The organism is Thermodesulfobacteriota bacterium (assembly GCA_040753795.1).
Taxonomy (GTDB): Bacteria; Desulfobacterota; Desulfobacteria; order Desulfobacterales; family Desulfosudaceae; genus JBFMDX01.
Window position 1 is genome coordinate 278,827 of record JBFMDX010000002.1, and the last position, 20,610, is coordinate 299,436.

General features: G+C 59.1%; 14 protein-coding genes. 8 read left to right on the forward strand and 6 right to left on the reverse strand.

What is annotated here, in order from left to right; translation table 11 throughout:
- The first annotated feature begins 2 nt into the window (after positions 1-2).
- The 3 genes from asnB to grxC are packed head-to-tail and all read left to right on the forward strand — an operon-like array spanning position 3 to position 3,108.
- The gene (asnB, locus tag AB1724_03960) at positions 3-1,895 is read left to right on the forward strand and encodes an asparagine synthase (glutamine-hydrolyzing) (GenBank protein ID MEW6076947.1); all 1,893 of its coding nucleotides are present in this window, start codon (positions 3-5) and stop codon (positions 1,893-1,895) included.
- Positions 1,896-1,910: 15 nt separating this feature from the next.
- The gene (locus AB1724_03965; protein MEW6076948.1) at positions 1,911-2,858 is read left to right on the forward strand and encodes a hypothetical protein; all 948 of its coding nucleotides are present in this window, start codon (positions 1,911-1,913) and stop codon (positions 2,856-2,858) included.
- Positions 2,842-3,108: a glutaredoxin 3 gene (gene grxC / locus AB1724_03970; GenBank protein ID MEW6076949.1), complete on the forward strand. Its 267-nt coding sequence runs from the start codon at positions 2,842-2,844 to the stop codon at positions 3,106-3,108. Before AB1724_03965 ends, grxC begins: the two co-directional genes overlap by 17 nt.
- Before the next feature lie 118 nt (positions 3,109-3,226).
- Here grxC and AB1724_03975 read toward each other — a convergent pair whose 3' ends face one another.
- Positions 3,227-4,003, reverse strand: a complete 777-nt coding sequence (locus AB1724_03975) for a hypothetical protein (GenBank protein ID MEW6076950.1) — start codon at positions 4,001-4,003, stop codon at positions 3,227-3,229.
- A gap of 229 nt (positions 4,004-4,232) precedes the next feature.
- On the opposite strand from AB1724_03975, the gene AB1724_03980 reads away from it, so the two are divergent.
- Positions 4,233-4,973: a PAS domain-containing protein gene (locus tag AB1724_03980; GenBank protein ID MEW6076951.1), complete on the forward strand. Its 741-nt coding sequence runs from the start codon at positions 4,233-4,235 to the stop codon at positions 4,971-4,973.
- On the opposite strand, the gene AB1724_03985 is transcribed toward AB1724_03980, so the two are convergent.
- A complete protein-coding gene (locus AB1724_03985) occupies positions 4,966-6,141 on the reverse strand; it encodes a saccharopine dehydrogenase NADP-binding domain-containing protein (GenBank protein MEW6076952.1) in 1,176 nt (391 codons plus the stop codon). The genes AB1724_03980 and AB1724_03985 overlap by 8 nt on opposite strands.
- 199 nt (positions 6,142-6,340) lie before the next feature.
- Between AB1724_03985 and AB1724_03990 the strand changes: the two genes are divergently transcribed.
- A complete protein-coding gene (locus AB1724_03990) occupies positions 6,341-8,101 on the forward strand; it encodes an acyclic terpene utilization AtuA family protein (GenBank protein ID MEW6076953.1) in 1,761 nt (586 codons plus the stop codon).
- Positions 8,102-8,242: 141 nt separating this feature from the next.
- Here AB1724_03990 and AB1724_03995 read toward each other — a convergent pair whose 3' ends face one another.
- Positions 8,243-9,493, reverse strand: coding sequence for a DEAD/DEAH box helicase (locus AB1724_03995; GenBank protein ID MEW6076954.1), 1,251 nt, complete (start codon positions 9,491-9,493; stop codon positions 8,243-8,245).
- 232 nt (positions 9,494-9,725) lie between these two features.
- On the opposite strand from AB1724_03995, the gene AB1724_04000 reads away from it, so the two are divergent.
- From AB1724_04000 to AB1724_04010, 3 genes are all read left to right on the forward strand, one after another.
- Positions 9,726-11,564 carry an ATP-binding protein gene (locus AB1724_04000; GenBank protein MEW6076955.1) on the forward strand — a complete coding sequence of 613 codons (1,839 nt, stop codon included), beginning with the start codon at positions 9,726-9,728 and terminating at the stop codon, positions 11,562-11,564.
- A 112-nt stretch (positions 11,565-11,676) separates the two neighbouring features.
- Positions 11,677-12,138: a NapC/NirT family cytochrome c gene (locus tag AB1724_04005; GenBank protein ID MEW6076956.1), complete on the forward strand. Its 462-nt coding sequence runs from the start codon at positions 11,677-11,679 to the stop codon at positions 12,136-12,138.
- 20 nt (positions 12,139-12,158) lie between these two features.
- Entirely contained in the window at positions 12,159-13,625 is a 1,467-nt protein-coding gene (locus AB1724_04010) for an ammonia-forming cytochrome c nitrite reductase subunit c552 (GenBank protein MEW6076957.1), read from the forward strand.
- Positions 13,626-13,629: 4 nt separating this feature from the next.
- On the opposite strand, the gene bamA is transcribed toward AB1724_04010, so the two are convergent.
- The 3 genes from bamA to AB1724_04025 form a co-directional block, all read right to left on the reverse strand.
- Positions 13,630-16,452, reverse strand: a complete 2,823-nt coding sequence (gene bamA, locus AB1724_04015) for an outer membrane protein assembly factor BamA (protein MEW6076958.1) — start codon at positions 16,450-16,452, stop codon at positions 13,630-13,632.
- Between the two features lie 27 nt (positions 16,453-16,479).
- On the reverse strand, positions 16,480-20,343 hold the full coding sequence (locus tag AB1724_04020; protein MEW6076959.1) for a translocation/assembly module TamB domain-containing protein: 3,864 nt from the start codon (positions 20,341-20,343) through the stop codon (positions 16,480-16,482).
- Between the two features lie 65 nt (positions 20,344-20,408).
- On the reverse strand, positions 20,409-20,579 hold the full coding sequence (locus AB1724_04025; protein ID MEW6076960.1) for a hypothetical protein: 171 nt from the start codon (positions 20,577-20,579) through the stop codon (positions 20,409-20,411).
- Positions 20,580-20,610 lie beyond the last annotated feature (31 nt).

Sequence of the window (20,610 nt, forward strand, 5' to 3'; positions counted from 1 at the left end):
TTATGTGCGGAATCAGCGGCATCATTTCAGCTTCCCTGGACGGGAAAGAAATACTGGCCCGCCTGGAGCGGATGGGCGGGCTCCAGCGCCACCGCGGGCCAGATGATCAGCGGGAACAGGTTTTCGCGGCCGCCGGCCGCCGGGCGGGCCTGGGGCTGGTCCGGTTGTCCATCATCGATCTGGCCACCGGCATGCAGCCCATTGTCTGTCCGGAAGACGGCACCGCCATTGTCTGCAACGGACAGGTCTATAATTATATCGAGTTAAGACAGGAACTGCCGGGCCAGGCGTTTGTCACCAGCGGGGACATCGAGGCGGCCCTTCATCTGTATCGCCGGAACGGCGTCGACTTCCTCAACTCGCTCAACGGGATGTACGCCGGCGCCATTTACGACCCGGTCCGGCGGCAGGTGGTGCTGTTCCGGGACCGCTTCGGCGTCAAGCCCCTCTATTACACGGAATATGAAGGCAACTTGGTTTTTGCCTCGGAGATCAAACCCCTGCTGGCCGGCAGCCTTCGGCCGGCCCGGCTCAACCGGTCGCGTCTTGCCACCTATTTTACCTATCGCTATGTGCCGGGTGAACAGACCCTGTTTGAAGGCGTGCGGCGGCTGCCGCCGGCCAGCTTCCTGGTCTACGACCTGTGCAGCGGTCAGTACGAGGTTCGCCGCTACTGGAACTACCGGCCGGACCGGCCGGAACCGGCCATGACGGAAGCGGCGGCGGAGGAAATCTTTTACGAGATTTTTTCCGACGCGGTTCGGATCCGGCTGCGCTCGGACGTACCGGTGGGCGCCCTGGTCAGTGGCGGCATCGATTCTTCGGCCGTGGCCGCTTACACGGCGGACCTGACCGGCCCGGTGCGGTTGTTTACCATCTCCTTCGCCGAACCGGACTATGATGAACTGGATGATGTGCGGGCGTTTCTGGCCGCCGGCCGGAAGCGGTTTTCCGGGTGCGAACATATGGTCCGCTCCTGCGATCGGCAGATGCTGGATCGTCTGCCCGACATTGTCGAGGCAATCGAAGAGCCCCTTTGTCTGGGGACCATTCTGCCCACTGACCAGGTCTGCGAACTGGCCGGAAATCATCTGAAGGTGGTGGTCAGCGGTGAAGGGGCCGACGAAATCTTCGCCGGATACCGCAAATTTCTGATCGAGGCGGCGGCCCATGCCTATCCCGCCCTTGGCCCGGACGATCGGCAACGGCTGGACGAGGAATACCCGGAGCTGAAGCCCTATCTGGCCGTCCGGGAGAACGATCCGGCCAGGCGCTATATTCAGAGCGAGCTCCTGTTTGACGGTGCGGCCCTGCGCCGGCTCCTGGGAAGTGATGGCGGCAATGCCGCTTTCCCGTCGGACGCGTTGCCCGATATCGATCCGGACGGAAATCCGGTGAACGCAGCCATTGCCTTTGAATGCCGGTCCCGACTGCCGGATTATGTGGCCCTGCGGCTCGACAAACTTTCCATGCGCCACTCCCTGGAAACGCGCACGCCTTTTCTGGATTACCGGCTGGCTGAATTCGCCGCCCGGCTGCCCCTGCATCTGAAAGTGGATATCGCCGCCGGCATGGAGAAAGTCGTCTGCCGCCGGGCCTTTGACCGTTTCGGCGTCCTGGACCGGGCTACCGCTTTTCGCCGGAAAAAACCCTTTACTATTCCCATGGCTCGCTGGCTGGCGGAGCCGGAACGGCTGCCCGAGTCCATTCAGCAGGTGGTGCGCGGCGACATGGTGGTCCGTCAGGGCATTATAAACCCGGATGTCTTTGCCGGGCTTGTCCGTGGCATATCGGCCGACAACGTCGGGCCCCATACCCTGGTTTCCGGGGCGGACAGGGTTTTTTCGATAATCGTATTTACGCTGTGGTATGATCGCTTTATGCGTTCATCATAAATTAAGGAAGAAGCAATGACACCGATCGATGGCGGCGATCTGATCGAAACATTTTCCGGGCAACTGCTGGCGTGTATCAGCGAGAAGCTGGCTCCCGCTGCTCCCCGAACTTACGGGTTTGAACACGAGTTTCTGGCCAGGGCGGCCCCCACCTCGGACTGCGTCCGCAAGATGCAGGGTTGCCTGGCGGAAATGGGGTTTACCTGGAGCGGCAAATACATGGAAAACAGCCGGGGCATGCACGTCACCTTTGAGCCGGGAGGGCAGATCGAATATCACAGCATGCCCCTGCCGGCCGGTGCCGATGCTGAATTTGACGCCACCCTCAAGGAGATCGACGCCGTCAATGACGCCATTCGCTGGGAATGCGGTGTGGATTATCTCCCGGTCCCTTATATGGCAGGCCGGGGGGAGGGGCCGCTGTGCCTGACCAGCGAGCGCTACGTCAATCTCCACAAGCGGCTGGCCGTTAGCGGTACCCGCGGTCATGAGATGATGAAGGGCACGGCCTCGATTCATCTCCACGCCCGGATCCTGACCCTGTCCGAGATGCCGGCCCTGTTTGCGCTCATGACCCGGATGGCCGAAAGCCAGGCGTTTTGCATGGGGCCGGACCGAAGGGACATCTGGAACAACACCGATCCTTCCCGGTGCGGCATGCCTTACCTGCGGCCCGACGACGGAACGACGGCCCACGCCCTGTGCCGGGATATCGTCCGGGTGGGCATGGCGGCAGTGGTCCTGGGAGCGGAAGTTCCGTTTCGGGAAATGAAAAATCCGGGCTTTGAATCGTTTTTATACCATCTGACCACTGTTTTCACCGATGTCCGTCTGAACATGAGCGCCCCCACCCTGGAGCTGCGCACCCTGGACGCCATGCCGGCGGAAGATTTCAAGGGGAAATGGAAGCTGTTTATCGATCAGGTTGAAACGCTGGGAGGACAACATGACCAAAGCCGTTGAAATTTACACCACGGGCGTGTGCCCTTACTGCATCCGGGCCAAGGCCCTGCTGGACAAAAAGAAGATCGCCTACGCCGAGCGCCGGGTGGATGAAACGCCGGCTTTTGCCGACGAGGCGGTCAGGCGAAGCGGTGGCCGGACCACCGTCCCCCAGATTTTCATCAACGGCGTTCATGTGGGCGGCTGTGACGAGCTGTATGCGCTGGAAAGGGAGAAGAAGCTGGATGCCTTGCTACCGATTCCAAATTAAAGCGCTCTCTTCGTTGGCTGCGTCGTCGGCTCCTCGACGTATTATCAATACGCCTGCGTCGCCTCCTTCTGGCCGCCTTGAGATCATCTTTAATTTGGAATCGGTATTAAAGGGTGCCTCATATGCCGGCAATTTTATCCAATGCCGGGGTGGGGATTCCGGCTTTCCGGGCAATCTTCAGAATCCTGGCCAGCCGGTCTTCGGCCACCCGTCCCCGGCAGCTGTGATCCGGCACCTTGAGCAGGATAGTCTCCAGGAATTTGATCATGTCCCTCCGGTCAAGCGCATTTCCCGTCAGATGCTCCATGACCGTCAGCACGTCATGAGCCACGGCTTCGGCCAGGGACCGGTGATTGGTCCACAAGGCGCCGGTGGTGCCGCCCACGGAGATCCCGGCGATATTGATGGTCAGCACATAGAGGCTTTTTTTGACCAGTTCAAGCATCAGCTGCTGCGCGTCCGGCAGGATCTCACAGGCAATATCCAGAGCCGTCAGCGCGTCGCGCACGGTCTCCGCGGCCGGACCGAAAATCTGCGTGGGCTGAAATACGGTAAACTCCCGGCCCGGTTTTTTTTCAAACCACACCGCCATGGCAGTGGGCGACGCGATCCCTTCCGATTTCCAGACATGGGGCAGAAGTTCATTCTGCAGCAGGCCCAACCGGTCCCGCCAGATGTGCGGTACCTGCCGGATGGCTTCCGCCAGGACGTTTTCCGGCACGGCCAGCAGCACCAGGACCGGGTCGGGAATACGGCCGGCCAATGCTGAAAGCGGCTTCTCCGGGGTGGCCGGGTAAACGGGATATCCCGCCTTCAGAAAACCCGTGGAAAACACCCCGCCCAATTGACCGATACCGGCGACCACCACCGGTTGTAACCTATCTTTATCGTTCATTTGTTCTTCTTTCTTCCGGTCGTCAAAAGGTTTCCGGGGGCCGCCTTCGGGTATCGGTTGCGGCAGCCGGTTCCGGTTTGTCCGTTTACTTTTCATCGGAATGACGGTATAGTGATCTTTAAAAATTTGATTATATACAACTTGTCCCGCGAGGGTAAAGACGAATTAACCGGCCATAACCGGCGTCCGTAAAAAAGTGAGTGAAGGTAGCGGAGTACCAGGAAGCGAAATGACCAGTGATGAAAAAATCGGTTTTCTTAAAACCCATCGAACCAAACTGATCGGCAGCTGGATTCTTAACGTTCCGGAGAACAAGGTCTTCCTGGGAGACACCACCGCCCAGATTCTGGAAGTGGATAAAGAGACCTTCGATAATTCCTTTGACAGCATCCTGAAGATGATTCACCGGGACGATTTCGAGCGGGTTCAGAATTTTATGCGGGAAGTGCTCAAGACCAGAGAGCCGGATTATTACCGGCTGGAACACCGTATCCGGAAAAAATTCGGGGAGGTTCGTATCCTCAGCCAGATCATGCGCACCAGTTTTGACGATCAGGGCCGGCTGACCGTCATCAACGGAACGGTTTCCGACGTGACAGATCAGCGCCTGGCGGAAAAAGCCCTGAAGGAGAGCGAGGAGCGGTACCGGTCCATATTTGAATGCTCCCTGGCCATGCTGATCACAGTGGACAATAACCGCAAAATCACCGGTTTCAACCCTGCGGCCTACAAGAAGCTCGGCTATCCGCCGGAGGAAATGCTTCATCAGCCCATCAGCATTATTTACGCCGATCCTGAAGATGAAAAAAAGGTCAGCCAGGCGCTGAAAAAAGACGGGAAATTTTACGGCCGGATAAAAAACAAGAAAAAGACCGGTGAGGTCTTTACGGTCCTTCTCTCCGCCGCCATCCTCTATGACGGAGAAGGCAATAAGGTCGGGACCGTCGGCAGTTCCCTCAAACTTATATAACTTCCCATGACCGTGTCACGATGAGCATTTCCGAGGCGTTTTTGCGCGGCGGGTCGCAGAGGGGCGCCATGAAATCGAGGAATGCCCTGGGCTCGACGATGCCTTCAGGCGCGTAGACACCCGGCTTGACTTCCTTTTGAAAAAGCGACAGGCCGGCCGCCAGGGGAACACCCGTAGCGCCGCCCATGCCGCCTGCCGGCGCGCCGGAAACAGTCACCGCCACGGACGCCGGCCGGCCGTTTTTCTCCCCTTCGGCCAGGGCAAATATCGGCGGTAGCCGCAGTTTTCCGCCTTCTTTCGTTTCCCGGATAAAATCGTCGGGTGTTCGACCCACGCCGGTGCCTTCCACCTTCTCGGCAATCCGGGCCGCCGCTTCAATCGACAGGAGTCCGGTGTTCACCATGGCGCCTACCACTCGCAGAGCGATAATATTCAGACGGGACGTCACCATCAGGTTCCGGGATGTCTTCAACTTCGGGAAATAGCGGGGCAGGGTAATGGCTTCGGGGTGGCCGATGCTCCAGGAAGGGCGGAGCCCGATGCCCGGATAGTTCACCATCACTTTGCGGACCGGTCTGACTTCCCGGTAGCCGCCGTTTTCCCAGACCCTGATGGTTCCGGTCAGCTGCAGCATGCCGTGGATCATGGCGGCGCTGGGCGTCGGGCCGATGGTTTCCGGCTTGGCGCTGTCCAGGTCCCAGACGGTGTAGATCCTGTCCGCCCGGTCCAGTTCGCGGATGGCCAGGACCGCCAGCAGGTTGGTGATGCCCGGGCTGGCCCCCAGGCCGATAACGGCCGTTATACCGGCCCGGTCCGCCGCTTCATGCAGATCAAGCATTTCCAGGGTGGGTTCCCAGTCGTCGCACAGGTCAATGTAATTCCGGCCGGTACGCATGGCTGCTTTCAGGATCGGAACCCCGAACCGGAAGAAAGGCCCGACGGTATTTAAAACAATATCGCCCTGGGCCAGGACGGAATCCAACAGCTCGGGATTTCTCACATCTACAGCCAGGCCCCGGGATTTTTTCCCCAGTTGCGAGGCAAAGGCTTCGGCCGCCGTGCCGTTTAAGTCGGCGATGACGATTTCATCAACAAAATCAAAGGCCGCGGCCGTGCGTGCGGCATAACGTCCCATCCCGCCGGTCCCCCCCAGGCAGATGACTTTCATGGATGTTCCTCCCTGCACCTTAAACCTTGAACCTCTTCATATTCATATAACAGGGTGCCGATGATCGTCAAATAAACCGTGGGCGGCGTCGGTAATTTTCACAAAACTGTGGAAAAAAACCCGCCGCCGGGCTAATAGTATGAGCAGGCCGGAGGTTTTACCGGCGAAAAACCTGTTTCCATGAAAAAGGAGAAAAAAATTGAACGCGGATCAATTGATTATTGCCAACTGCAGCGGATTTTTTGGAGACCGCATCACCGCCGCCGAAGAGATGGTCAATGGCGGAGAAATTGATGTCCTTACCGGAGATTACCTGGCCGAGCTGACCATGGCCATTCTGTTTCAGCAGAAGATGAAAAAGCCGGACAGCGGGTATGTCGGCACTTTTTTAAAACAGATGAAGGCTGTCATGCGTCAGTGTCTGGACCGGAAGATAAAAGTGGTCAGCAATGCCGGCGGCCTGAATCCGCAGGGATTGGCCAGGGCCCTGACCGAACTGGCCGGACAACTGGGTGTTTCCCCCAAAATTGCCTGGATCGAGGGCGATGACCTGATGCCGCGCTTAAAAGACCTGCAGGCGGCCGGAGAGCCGCTGGCCCATCTGGATCGGGGCATTGCCCTGGCCGATTCCGGCGGCATGCCGGTGTCCGCCAACGCCTATCTGGGCGGCTGGGGCATCACCGAGGCGCTCAAAAGGGGCGCCGATATCGTCGTCTGCGGCCGGGTGGCTGACGCGGCCCTGATTTCCGGCCCCTGCGCCTGGCATTTCAACTGGGCTGAAAACGACTGGGACCGGCTGGCCGGGGCCTATGCCGCCGGTCATGTCATCGAATGCGGCGCCCAGGCCACGGGCGGCAACTATTCCTTCCTGGATGAAGTGCCGGACTATTCCAATGTCGGATTTCCCCTGGCCGTCATGTATCCGGACGGTTCTTCGGTCATCACCAAGCATGAGGGCACCGGCGGCCTGGTTTCGGTGGGGACGGTGACGGCCCAGCTCATGTACGAGATCCGGACGCCCGCCTATCTGACGCCCGATGTCCGGGCGCGCTTTGATACGCTCAAACTGACACCCGATGGTGAAAACCGCGTGCGTCTGTCGGGCGTCCGGGGCGAGCCGGCGCCGGACACGACCAAGGTCTGCCTGAATATCATGTCGGGATACAGAAATTCCATGACGGTGGTACTGACCGGCCTTGATATTGAAAAAAAGGCCCGCATCGTGGAAGAGACCCTGTGGAAGACACTGGGCGGCAAAGAGCGGTTCGGCAGGGTCAATGTTCAGCTCATCCGGTTTGACAAGGAAAACCCTCCCACCAACGAGGAGGCCTTCGCCCATCTGAAAATAACCGTCATGGACGCCGACCCGGCCAAGGTGGGCCGGGCCTTTTCATCGGCCCTGGTGGAAATGGCCCTGGCCAGCATCCCCGGGTTCACCATGACCCACCCGCCGGACAAGGAATCGCCGGTGATTTGCCACTGGCCGGCCCTGATCGCCAACCGGCATATCTCCCAGACCGTGCACGTGGATGATCAGGTGCTGACCATTCCGCCGGTTCCGGGAAGGGCAACCGTCGCTCCGGTCCCGGTTCCGGCCGTTTCCATTCCGGAGGTTCCCGGGGGCCCGACGCGGCGGGTGCCCCTGGGACGCCTGTTCGCCACACGGTCCGGGGACAAGGGCGGCAACGCCAACCTCGGCGTCTGGGCGAAATCACCCGAGGCCTTTGCTTTTCTGCGGCAGTTTCTGACAGTCGACCGGCTGCGGGACCTGCTTCCGGATATCAGGCCGTTTGCGGTGGAGCGGCATGAACTGGCCAATCTGCTGGCCGTCAATTTTTATATTCAGGGGCTTCTGGGCGATGGTGCGGCCGCTTCCTGGCGTAACGATCCCCAGGCCAAGACCCTGGGGGAATATCTGCGGGCAAAAATGATCGAGGTCCCTGTGAAGCTGCTTTCCTGAGCGGTTTGCCGTGGCAAGCAGGCCGGTTAATCTTTTTGCGCGGGTGCAGGGACGGGTCACCGTATGCCTTGGGAAGGCCGATGCCTTCCGCTACATATGCGTCCCGTGCCCTGCGATTGGGATTCGCGTGAGATATCCGGATTAACGGACGGCCGCGCTGTAATGTCTGCCGCGTCCTTTATATCCGCTGGAAGCCTTGCGGCCCGGTTTTTGTTGAGGTCTCGTCGGGCTGTCGTCTCGAATTGACGCGGATGCCGGGGCGTTGTAATTAAAGGTTGTCAAGGTCCGTTGTTCGATTTTTGAACCGATAATCCGATTGATGGCGCTGACCATGTCCCTGTCTTCTCCGGTAATCAGCGTGAAGGCTTCGCCGGTGCGTTCCGCCCGACCGGTCCGGCCGATACGGTGAATGTACGCTTCCGGCGTCGATGGAATATCGTAGTTGATGACATGGGACACGCGGCTGACATCGATCCCGCGCGCGGCGATATCGGTGGCCACCAGGATCTGGTACTTCCCGTTTCGAAAGCCGTCCAGGGCGGCCTGGCGTTTTACCTGGGAAAGGTTTCCCTGCAGCGAGGCCGAGCGGTAACCGGCGCCGGTCAGTTTTTTTTCAAGGGTCCGGGCGCGGTGTTTGGTGCGGGTAAAGACCAGGACCGAACCGGTCGACGTGTTTTGCAGCAGATTCAGCAGCAGCGCTGTTTTTAAATGCTGGGCCACCGGGTAAAGGGCGTGGCTGACCGTTTCCGCCGGAGCGGTGTTGCCGATTTGAACCGTGACAGGGTCCTTCAGGATCTCTTTTGCCAGGCTGCGTATTTCCGCGGGCATGGTGGCCGAGAAAAACAGCGTCTGCCGCTGCCGGGGAAGGCGGGCCAGAATTTTTCTGACATCCGGGAGAAACCCCATGTCACACATCAGGTCCGCTTCATCGATGACCAGCACTTCCACTCCTGACAAGTTGACGGTCCGTCGACCGATATGATCCAGCAGTCGGCCGGGGCAGGCGACGATAATATCGGCGCGATTCAGGTTCTGCATCTGCCGGATAATGTTGACGCCTCCGTAAATGGCGACGCTCTTCAGGCGGGTCTTACGGCCCAGTTCCCTGATGGCCTGATGAATCTGCTCGGCCAATTCACGGGTGGGCGCCAGAATCAGGGCGCGGGCGCCGTCCTGCCGCTGGTCCGTCCGTGGATGTGTTACTAATCGATGCAGGAGCGGCAGAACGAAAGCCGCTGTTTTGCCGGTACCGGTCTGTGCCCTTCCCATTACGTCCTGATGTTTCATGATCGGCGGAATGGCCTGTACCTGGATGGGGGTTGGTGCCGCGTAACCGGCTTGTAAAACGCCTGCCGCGACGGTCGGGTGGAAATTAAATACTTCAAAGTTCACTGTCTACCTCTTTCCGTGTTCCAAAAAAAAAGCCCCGGAGTCATTCCGGGGCTTATGTATGTTATTTACAACCAGGAACACAATTTAATGGAGAAACCATACAGGTAGCCGGGAGCCAAGTCAAGAAGAAAAGGGGGTTTTCTGAAAAACCTTGCAAAAAGGCGTATAATATTCTGGTATAAGCGGAAAAGATCATTAAACGACCGGATCGACGAACCCCGAAAGCCGTGACATGCGATTGACGCGAAAACAACGGACCATTACGCTGCGCGCCCGGTTGATGGCTATCTTTCTGGCGCTTGCCCTAATTCCTCTGGTGGTTATCGGCTGGTTTTCCCTGCGGACAACGGAAGAACTGATCGCCAGCATGGTGATCCGTCAGCTGGAAAACGCGGCGGCGGACAAGGCCGCCATTCTGGAGCGCTGGCTGGAAGAGCGCCAGGCCGATTTGAAGGTAATGGCCGGATCGTCCATCCTGAAGTCCATGGATCCCGGCCGGATCGCGCCTTATCTGGAGCTGGTCCGGAAGGAGTACGGTGTTTACAGAGACCTGACCGTTTTGTCCGCCGCCGGCCACACCGTCTTTACCAGCCGTGCCGGCACCCGCCCGGATTCGGTGACGGACGTGGTCCGGGACGCGCTCTACCTGTCCGACATTGCCTGCCAGCCGGAGGAAAAGGAGTCTTATTTTTACATTGCCGCGCCCGTCAGGGATGACGCCGGGCAGTTGGCGGGTACGCTTTACGGCAGCGTGGGAACCGGGAAAATCATTTCCGTTATTCTTCGCATCTCCCTGGGGAGGACCGGTGAATGCTATCTGGTGAACGAACAGGGGTTGTTTCTGGCTCACCAGGATCCGGCCCGGATTTTAACGGAGAATATCTCCCAGTCGGACAGTTTTAAAAACATATTTCAAAAAGACCGCTTTCGGAAAACCTACCTGGACTACCGCGGCATCGAGGTCCTGGGCACGTCGCGAAACGTGACCGGCACCAACTGGCATCTGGTCGTCGAGCAGGACCGCGAGGAAGCCTTTCACAGTCTGCAAACCCTGAAATTCATCATCGGCCTGACCGTGCTGCTGTGCATCGGCAGCGCGCTGATGCTGACCTGGATCGTTTCCCGCCACATTGTTAATCCTATTCGCGTTTTGAGCCGGTATGCCGGATTCATTGCTGACGCCAAACCCGACCAGACGGTATTGCGGACGTCCCGGGGAGACGAGATCGGCATGCTTTACCGCGCTTTTGATAACATGCTGTCCCGGCTGCGGGAGCGGCAAAATACCCTTGAACTGGAAGTGGAGTCAAAGGAGGCCCGGATCAAGGAGACGGACTCCAAGTTGCTGGAAACCCGGCGGATGGCGGAGCGGTCCGAAAAATTCGCCGCCATGGGCCGCATGGGCGCGGCCGTGGCCCATGAAATCCGGACGCCGCTGACTTCGCTGAAGCTGTTTTTGGAGTCGGTGTCGGATCAGGTCGAGCATTCCGCCGAGGAGCAGGAGGATTTCCGGGTTGCCATGGATCAGATCCGGCGGATGGAGGGCACCATCAACCGTTTTCTGGAGTTTGCCCGGCCCCGGGACCCGGTTTTGGGGGAAGTCGACGTGGCCGCCCTGATGGCCGATGTGTTGTTGATGGTCAAGCCGCTGGCCAACCGCCAGGAGTGTCTCATCCAGGTGCACGCCGCCGACCGCCTGCCGGCCGTCACCGGCGACCGGCAACTGTTGAGCGAGGCGCTGATCAACCTGCTGGTCAACGCCCTGGAGGCGACGCCGGTCCATGGGACGGTCGCCGTCACCGCCGAACCGGACCGGTTTGAAATGGACGGCGGGAAAACGGCCTGCGTCAGAATTGACATCCAGGACAGCGGCCAGGGCATCCCCGAAGACCGCCTGAATGTCATTTTTGAGCCGTTCTTTACCACCAAGGCTTCGGGCACCGGCCTGGGCCTGCCGCTGGTGCTGCACACCATCCAGAGCCACGGCGGCACCATCCGGGTGAAAAGCGAAACGCGGAAGGGGACCGTGTTTTCCCTCTTTCTCCCGGCCAGGGACGCTTCGCCGGCATAAAATTTTTATTGACGACCATAATAAATTTCTTGTTTGCGCCGGCCGTTCGCCGTTATATTAAAAAGATCAAGCAATTTGCGGCCAACGACAGCTCTGATCCAAAGGGGGATTGATGCTGGCCAAATTTTTTCGAAAAAAAATCATTATTCCCGCAATGGTGGGCGGCGCCTGCCTGTTTCTGTTTGTTTTTTTCGGGCCGCCGGACGTCTATACCCGGACATCCTCGCCGGAGTTCTGCGCCTCCTGCCACGTTATGGAATACCAGCACGACGCCTGGTTTAAAACCGGTGTCCACCGCCAGATCAAGTGCGTCGACTGCCATCTGCCCAATGACAACTTTGCCCGTCACATGGTCTGGAAGGGGATAGACGGAACAAAGGACGTGGTCCTTTTTTACGGCCGGATGTTTTCCGGCGATCAGGCGATTTCCGGCCACGGCAAAGCCGTTGCCCAGGAGAACTGTGTCCGCTGTCATGAGGGAACGGTATCCCGCATCACCATGGGCGAACGGACCTGCTGGTCCTGTCATCGCCGGATAACCCATAAGGCGCCCCTTGCCGGGGGTCTGTTTTAAACAACATAAGGAGAGAAATCATGGCCAGAAAAAACATCTTCGCGATTGTCGTTATGATGGCGGTCGCTGCCGCGCTCCTGTGGGCCTGTGCGCCGGAAAAGCCGGAACCGGTGAAGATCGGCCAGATTCCCGAAGGGGAATTCGACCCCGAGGTCTGGGGCAAGGTTTATCCCCTGCACTTTGAGTCCTGGCTCAAGACCAAAGACCCCAAGCCCGCGGGATTGAGCAAATACCGGCGGGGATGGGACACGGACGGGGTCGTGTATGACCGGCTCAGCGAGCTTCCTTTTTCGGCCCTGCTTTACAATGGCTGGGGCTTCGGGATCGAATACAACGAGCCCCGGGGCCACTACTACGCGCTCATTGACCAGATCGAAGTCGATCCCTCCCGGACCAAAGCCGGCGGCGTCTGCCTGGCCTGCAAGAACCCCTACCATAAAACCTACACCGAAACGCACGGCATGAAATACCTGACCGCGCCCTTCCTGGAGGCGGTGGCCATGTTTCCGGAAAAGATGCAAAGGTCCGGCCCCGCCTGCATCGATTGTCACACGCCCGACAGCATGGGCCTGCGTCCCAACAAGACCCATCTGGAAAAGGGCCTGGCCCGGATCGGCAAGGATAACCCCGGTCATCAGGAGATGCGTATCATTGCCTGCGGTCAGTGCCATTGCACCTATTTCGTTCCCCGGGACAAAGAAAAGAAGGTGGCCGGAGACATCAATCTGCCCTGGACCGGAAGCGCCTGGGGGAATATCCCCATTGAAAATATCATTACGGACCTGCTCACCGATTACCAGCGCGTGGAATGGACTCAGGCTGTGACCGGTCTTGACCTGCCCTATATTCGCCATCCGGAATTTGAATTCTTTACCCGGCAGAGCACCCACTTCAACGCTGGCGTGGCCTGCGCCGACTGCCATATGCCCTATACCCGGGCGGGCTCCTACAAAATATCCGATCATAACGTCACCAGCCCCCTGAAACGGGAAATGGCGGCCTGCGCCCAGTGCCACACTGAGTCCGCCACCTGGCTGAAAAATCAGGTTCTGACGATCCAGGACCGGACCGCTTCCCTGCTGAACCGGGCCGGATACGCCACCGCCGCCGCGGCCAAGCTTATCGAGCGGGTCCATGCCGAGCAGAAAAACGGATTTGTCCCCGATCCGGCGCTCTATGAAAAAGCCGTTGAACTTTACAAAAACGCCTTCCTGCGAGTGGTGTTTATCGGCGCGGAAAACTCCATGGGCTTTCACAATCCGTCGGAGGCCGGCCGGGTCATGGGGGATGCCATCCGGTTCGCGTCCAAATCAGAGGGCCTGCTGCGCCAGATCCTGGCATCCGGCGGCATTTCCGTCCCCGAAAAGATCGATCTGGAACTGGCCAAATATCTGGACAACCGGGGGGCCAAGAAGCTGATGTTTAAAAAGGATCAGGAAATGCCCGATCCCTTTGGCCTGGAAGCGGCATTTACGAACCTGCCGTAGCCGATCAGAAGGTGTACCCGATGGAGAAATGAAACCGGCCGGGGCTTTCCCCTTCCTTGCGGTCAAGCTTTGAGCCGTAGTAGATGCTCAACGGACCCACCGGCGTCCGGTAGCCCAGGCCGACGCCAACGGAAGACCGGGTATCCGTATAGGCCGGTTCGGCCAACCGGCTCAGTTTGCCGATATCGTAAAACAGGACCAGGCTGAGTTTTTTTCCCGCGGCCATTCTGGCTTCAACGGTTCCGGACAGAGACAGGCGCCCGCCGACAGGATCATTCCGGTCGTCTACCACCAGCTCGTTTTCATTGAATCCGCGAACCGAGGAGATGCCGCCGAGGAAAAAAAGCTGGTCATCGGAAACGTCCGCTGAGCCGCTCTGGGGGTCGATGTAGCCGGCCCTGCCGGTCAGGGCCAGGGTGACCGTCTGGAAAAGGGGCCGGTAGCAGCGAAGGTCGCCCCGGTACTTGATAAAATCATCCGGGCTGGTGCTGATCCCCCGGGAAAAGGTTACATTGCCGGAAACCATTGCCCCCCTGGTCGGCATCATCTTGTTGTCCCGGCTGTCGTAAAGAACGCCGGGGGTTACGGCCAGAGCGCTGCGCTTCTCGTAAGTTTCGTTTTCATCTTCTTCGATCAAAGACAGCGGGTACGAATCCCTTTGCTCCGCGTTCATATTGATGCCGGTGGACAGGTCCTCGGACCATTCCCGGTCGACGCCAAAAGAGACCCCTTGTGTCCGGACGCCGAAATTCTGGTTGAAGTCCTCTCTTTTTTCCGTGGACAGGTTCAGGACCGACGACAGGCGGGTGGAAAAAAACCGCGGTGAGCGGATGCCCGCATCGCCGCGGTAGCCGGTTTCCCGGAGCTCCCAGGCGGCGTAACCGTCACGGTTCGTTCCCAGCAGGTTATGGTCACCCGCCGACACTTTTCCAAAGGCGCCCTGATCCGAGGTGTAGCCGCCGGCCAGTTCGATGAAAAACGGATTTTTTTCAACCGTTTCAATAAACAGGTCAACCCGGTCGTCCTTTTCCGCCAGGCCGACGGGGGTGAAGTTGACCGCCCGGAATATGTCCAGATCCCGGAGATTCCGCTGGCTTTCGGCCATCCGGGTCAGGGAAAAGGGCTCCCTTTCCGTCATTTTCATCTCCTGCTTCACCACGCTTTCCCGGGTGCGGAGATTGCCGGACACATATATCGCCCCCATGGACACCGCCGGGCCTTCGTCCACCTGATAGACGATCGCCGCGGTCCGGCGGTTTTCGTCCATGACGATTGACGAATCCACGCGTACGTGGGGACGGCCTTGTTCCGAAATCAGGGTCGCCAGATCCGCCTTGTCTTTTTGCGCCGATTTTTCGTCAAACAGTTCGTCAGGCTTCAATCGCAGGGCTTTCAGCGCCCGGTCTTCCGTTACGGCGGCCAGCCCCTCAAAACGGACGGACGACACCCGGACGGTATCCCCCTCGTCGATGCTGATGGTGATGTCCGCCTCAGTGCCGGCTTCGTTGAAGGTCACGGCCTGCTCTACCCGGGCGTGGGCGTATCCCCTTTTCCGGTACAATTGCTCAATGGCCCGGATATCCTCCTCCAGTTTCTGCGGCACATAGACCCATGTCTTTTTCCACCATGGCGGACGGGAGCGGATCCGGCGTTCTATGGCCCGGGTCGGGATGCGGGCGTTTCCCCGGATGGTCAGCGAGCGGACAACCGTTCCCGGGCCTTCCTCGATCACGAACCGGACCTGTTTCGGTGCTCCGGACTCCTCCGCCCGGGCGCCTTCCTCCACGCGCACATCCGCGTTCAGATAGCCGGCGTTCCAGTAGCGGGCTTTCATGTCCTTCACGCTTTTGCGGATTCCCATGCCGCCCCGGTTTCCCCGGGAATAGACGGCCGCTTCCTTTTTGAGTGCCCGGCCTGAAAAGCGGTTATTCCCGGAAAAAGCGATCTCATACCGGGGGCCTTCGTCAACGAGAACCACGATGGCCACGCGACTCTGTCGGTCGTCCGTATTCAGGGCATAGGTGATGGCGACTTCGGCGAACCCTTTTTTCCGATAGAACTCGGTCAGCGTTTCCATGTCCCTGTCCAGATCGTGTTGATTGAACCGGGCCCGGCCCAGGTGTAAAAGAGAGGCGCGCCAGGTTTTCATGCGGCTTTTCAGTCGCGTATCCGAAAAGGCGCGGTTGCCGGATATGTGAATCGACCGGACGCGCCGCCATGGGCCCGGCGTTATATCTATCTTCAACACCACCGTGTTATCATCGCGATCCTCGCGGGCGAAGATGTCGATGGCCGGGGAAGAAAATCCCCTGGTTTTAAACAGCTCCGCGATAATGTCTTTCTGCGCCTCCATTTCAACGGGACTGAAGTTTTTCCCGGGATAAACGGACAGGCTGCGGAGCACATCCTGCGTAAAGAGACCGCTCCACCCTTTGATATGGATGTCGATATCCCGAATGACGCGGCTGACCGACAGATGGAAACGCAGGGCCACGGCTTCCCCTTCCGGCGTTGCCTCGGCCCGGGCCCCGGCAAAACGGCCGCAGGCCTTCAGATGTTCCAGGGAACGATCGAGAAGCGCCGGGGAAAAAGAGGCGCCGGGGGGCAGGTTGATCAGCGTTGACGCCATCTCGATCCAGCCGGTGGTGTCCCCTGGCGGACCGGCGACTTCGATATCCAGGCGGGAAACCGGCCGGCCGGACAGCCGGTTCCAGTCGACGCCGGCGGCGGAAGCTTCCGGGCCGGTGTCCGCGGCTGCCCGTCCGCCCGGCAAAACAACGGCCGCGATCATCATATAAAGCAGCAGCGTTCTTACTGTTACCATCATTTTATTTAAAATCCCGACGAAGGGTTGCTACCGGAACTCATACCGAAAAATCAGTTCGCCGCCGAAAACGCCCTGGGTGTTCTGAAATCCCGAAACGGTCATGGTTTCCGTCAAACGATAATCGGTGGCGCTTTCCTGAACCAGACCGTACTGGCCGGACTCAACGGAATACTTGAGGGTCAATCGGTCGGAAACCTTCGACCCCACGGTGATGCGGCTCCGGCCGTTTGTCTGCTCCTCGGTTGTTTCTTCCGTCGCCCGGCTTTCTTCGGCGGTGGACACCTCGACGATATCCAGGCCCGTTGCCTTTCTGATGTCGCCGGACATGGTTCCGGCCAGGAATGCCGCCAGCGTCTCCGCCTGGTTTTCCGAGCTGCCGGCGCCGGCGGTCATCTCACGGGTCGGCATGCCGAACACCAGCAGGGAAAGAATGTCTCCCGGTTCCTCGTCAGGATCAGAGGTCAGCGTGATTTCCAGCTGATCCGGTGTTCCGGTGGCTTTCAGGTTGATTTTCCAATGTTTGATGGCGGTATCGGCCGTAAGGTCGATGCGGGGTTCAGTTTTATAAGGGTTGGCAAAGATGACGGCGCCTTTATCCACCTTGAAGGGGGTCCGTTGAAAGAGGATCTCCCCTGATTCAATTCTGGCTTCCCCCATAATAACGGGATGGTCCAGGTTCCCTTTGACGGCCAGGTCGGGCAAAATCTCCAGCAGACCGATGTTGTTGTCGACCTTGAGCGGAAGCCGGTGCCTGAGGGCCAGGTCCAGGGACAGCCCCCGCAGAAAGGACGGCAACCGGAAGACAATATCCGGCCCGGGCGCCTTTTTCTTTACAAACGGAGACTGGAATATGTCCGTTTGAGTGACCAGTTCCGTATCCTGGAAATACACGCCGTCCACCAGCACCACCTCTCCGCGGACAACCGCCTGCCCGGCATCTCTGACCAGGGCCAGATTCGCGTCCAGTTTCAGGTCCAGTTTATCCGGGACAACCACCGGTAGTGATTCGGCCGTCAGCCGGATATCCATGGCGGCCGGCCGCCAACCTTCCAGGGAAGCCATGCCGGTAACCCGGAAGCGGCCGGTTCCCAGCAGACCGGTGATTTCATTGATCGTAATGTTTTCCTGCTGAAAGCGGACGGTGCCGCTGATGTCATGAACCCTGCCGGACAGGTCCGGCAGGGTCAGGCCGATGTTGGACAGTTTCATCTCGCCGGTCACGGCCGGCCGGTCCAGGGTTCCGGTGACCCGGGCGGCCAGGTTTATCCGGCCGGTCATGTCCTGGATGTCCGTTGCCATTATTTCGGCCATGGAGAAGGGGGCCCGGCAGTTAATGTCCAGGGCAACCGACTGGTCAAAGCCCATCCGGCCGCTGATATTCACTGTTCCCTCGTCGGCTACGGTGAGGTTGATCCCCGGAACATGAATGATGCCGCCTTCGCAATACAGGCGGAAAGGTCCGGCCCGGCACCAGTCGCGCCGGCCATCGGACAGGACGACCTGATCGATTTCAGCCGAAGCCTTCATGGCCGGAATGTCGCTCAGCCTGCCTGCGGCCTCCAGCCGGCCGGTGACCGTTCCGCTCAAGTCCGGCCGGTCGATCATCGCCAGCCAGGGAGAAAGCGGTGCCGCTCCGGCATCGCACCGGGCGGTAAAAGCCAGGTCCGTCAGGTCCAGGGTACCGGTCAGGACGATCCCGTCACCGTGAATGTCGGCCCGGATCAGGCGGCCGTCAAACCGGAAATCAGGCGCCATGTTATTTAAAGCGTTGCCGGCGATGGCCAGTTGACGGATTTGCATGTCTCCCCAAAGGGCCGGAATTTCCCCCCAGTCGCCGTTTCCGGATAGGGAAAAGCGCGCTGTTCCGTCAACCGGCCCATAATCCTGGATCGCCCGGATCCGGCCGAGAGCAAGCGCCTCTGACGCGGCTTCGAACCGATAGGTCCGCTCCTTCAGGGACAGGACGCCGGAACCCCGCAGGATCTGGTCACCGGGAAAGAAGGCCTCAACGGAACGGATATCGACGGTATCGCCCTTCAGGGCCGCGGAAAGATTGATCCGGTCGGCCCGGGCCAGGCCGATATCCGGTTCAACAGCCTCCAGAGACATCTCTCCGGTCGGTTTTTTAAACGTGCCCCCGATGTTGCCGGACAAGGTCACTTCGCCTTTCAGCCTGTCCGGCAGAATGTCTTCCAGGCGGATTCTGCCTGGGGCTACCGTCAGGTCCATGGCCGGGTCGGAAGCCGCTGTGCCGGTCCGCTCATCAACAAGATGGATGACGCCCCGGACCTGGCTATAGGACGCTCCCCGGCGGATATCCATTTGTTCAACGGTCAGGAGCCCCCGGGACAGAACCAGCCGGCCGTCCACATCACCGACGGTAAAAGGGGCGATGGACAGGCCGGCTCCGTGGACTAGTCCCGTGGCCGTCATTTCAGGGAAAGCACCCGACACATCGGCCGTCATTTCCAGGCCGCCGCTGACCCGGTCGTATCCGGCCAGGGCGGCCAGGCCGCTGATGTCGTCGGCGGTCAGTCTGAACCGGCCGGCGACATCACTTGTTGCCAGGACATAGTGGCCGGAGCCGGTCAGGCGCAGCCCGGCTGTTTCAGCTGAAATCTGATCCAGACGGAGAATCCCGTCCCGGCATTGTCCGGCCAACTCAATAGCCAGGGGCTCAGTCGGCTTATGGTTTTCCGGTCGGAAATCAGTTACGTCAATTTTTCCGGCCAGATCGGCGCTGAGCCGGTGCGGCGATATCCCCCGGCCGGTAATGGTGATGTCCGATCCGATCCGGCCCTTCATCCGGGGGGTGATGTTCAGGAGGCGGTTCAGGTCCGCTCCGGCCGCGCGGATTTGAAGCGTATAGGCCACCCGGTCAACGTCATATTTCCAGGCCGTTAGGCCACCCGGGAAAACGCCGATTAAATCCAGGTTTCCGGCAGCGGTTATCTGTCCCGGCCCCGGGACAGTGGCGCGGGCATCCACGGCGAGCGCCTGAATGTTTCCGTCCAGGCGGCAGACCAGTTCATCCAGGACGACCGGCCCGACCACGGGCTGCCGGCAGGTCAGTTCGGCGTGAATCTCCGGATTTCCCGGATCGCCCCTGATATCGGCCTGAAGGATTGTCTGTCCGGAAAGATCACGGGTGGTGTTGAGCAGGGGCTTGAGCGCCTCCAGACCGGCCGCGCCTTTCACGGACAGGTCCAGTTCCGGGCGACCGAATACCTGCCGGATGTCTCCGCTGACGTCAAGCCCGTCAGGCGGCTGGCCGATTTCAATCCGCAGTCCCTTTATGTCTTTTTCATTCAGCGTTCCCGCCAGGCGTATGAAGGCAAGAGACAGTGCCCGCGGGTCGGTTGACGAATCAGGGCGGGGAGAATAAGGTGCGATTTCCAGGTTGGTGATTTCCGCGGATTCAACGATCAGTGTCCGGGGCATGAACAGACGGAGCAGGCTGTTACCGGGCAGGGACTGGATTGTGTCCAAAAGCTTCCGCATGGCCGGAGGCAGGCTGTTTTTCACGTCGGTCGGTAATCGAACCGAGACATGATTCAGGCGCAGGGATTTTATTTTCAGTGTTTGTTTCAAAAGAGACGCCGGACGCCAATCGAGACGGACGTGATCGATAGCCAGAATCGGTTGGCTCCGGCTGGAAAAAAGGGCCAGTTTTTCGATTTCCAGGGCCTGCCCCGTTATCGACAGACGGTGATCGCCAATGACCACGCGACCGGCCATGTGGCGGCTGAGTCCCTGCTCCAGCCAATGCCGGGCTACGCCGGTATTGACCATGGCCGAGACAATAAAAAGACACCCCGGCAGTATGATCAGCAGGGCCGCAACGACACCGGCCGCCCGGTTGCGGGCGTTTATTTTGTTTATTGTTTTCAATAAATTATATTAAATTTCAAAAACATGGCCAAACGGTGCTTTGAAGTTGTTTTTCCTTTGAAACATTATATTATACAGGCAGTCGTTGCCTGCTGGACATAATAATGGCGCTGACCGGCGACGACCGGTAACGCTGAACCGACTATATCGTATTCTCCGGAGAAAATCGACCAGGCGGCGCAAAAGACACCGGCGTGGCTGACGGTTTTCTTCTGGCCAGTCAGATGTCTTGACACGATGTTTCCGGTACTTTGTTCATAAGAGGGG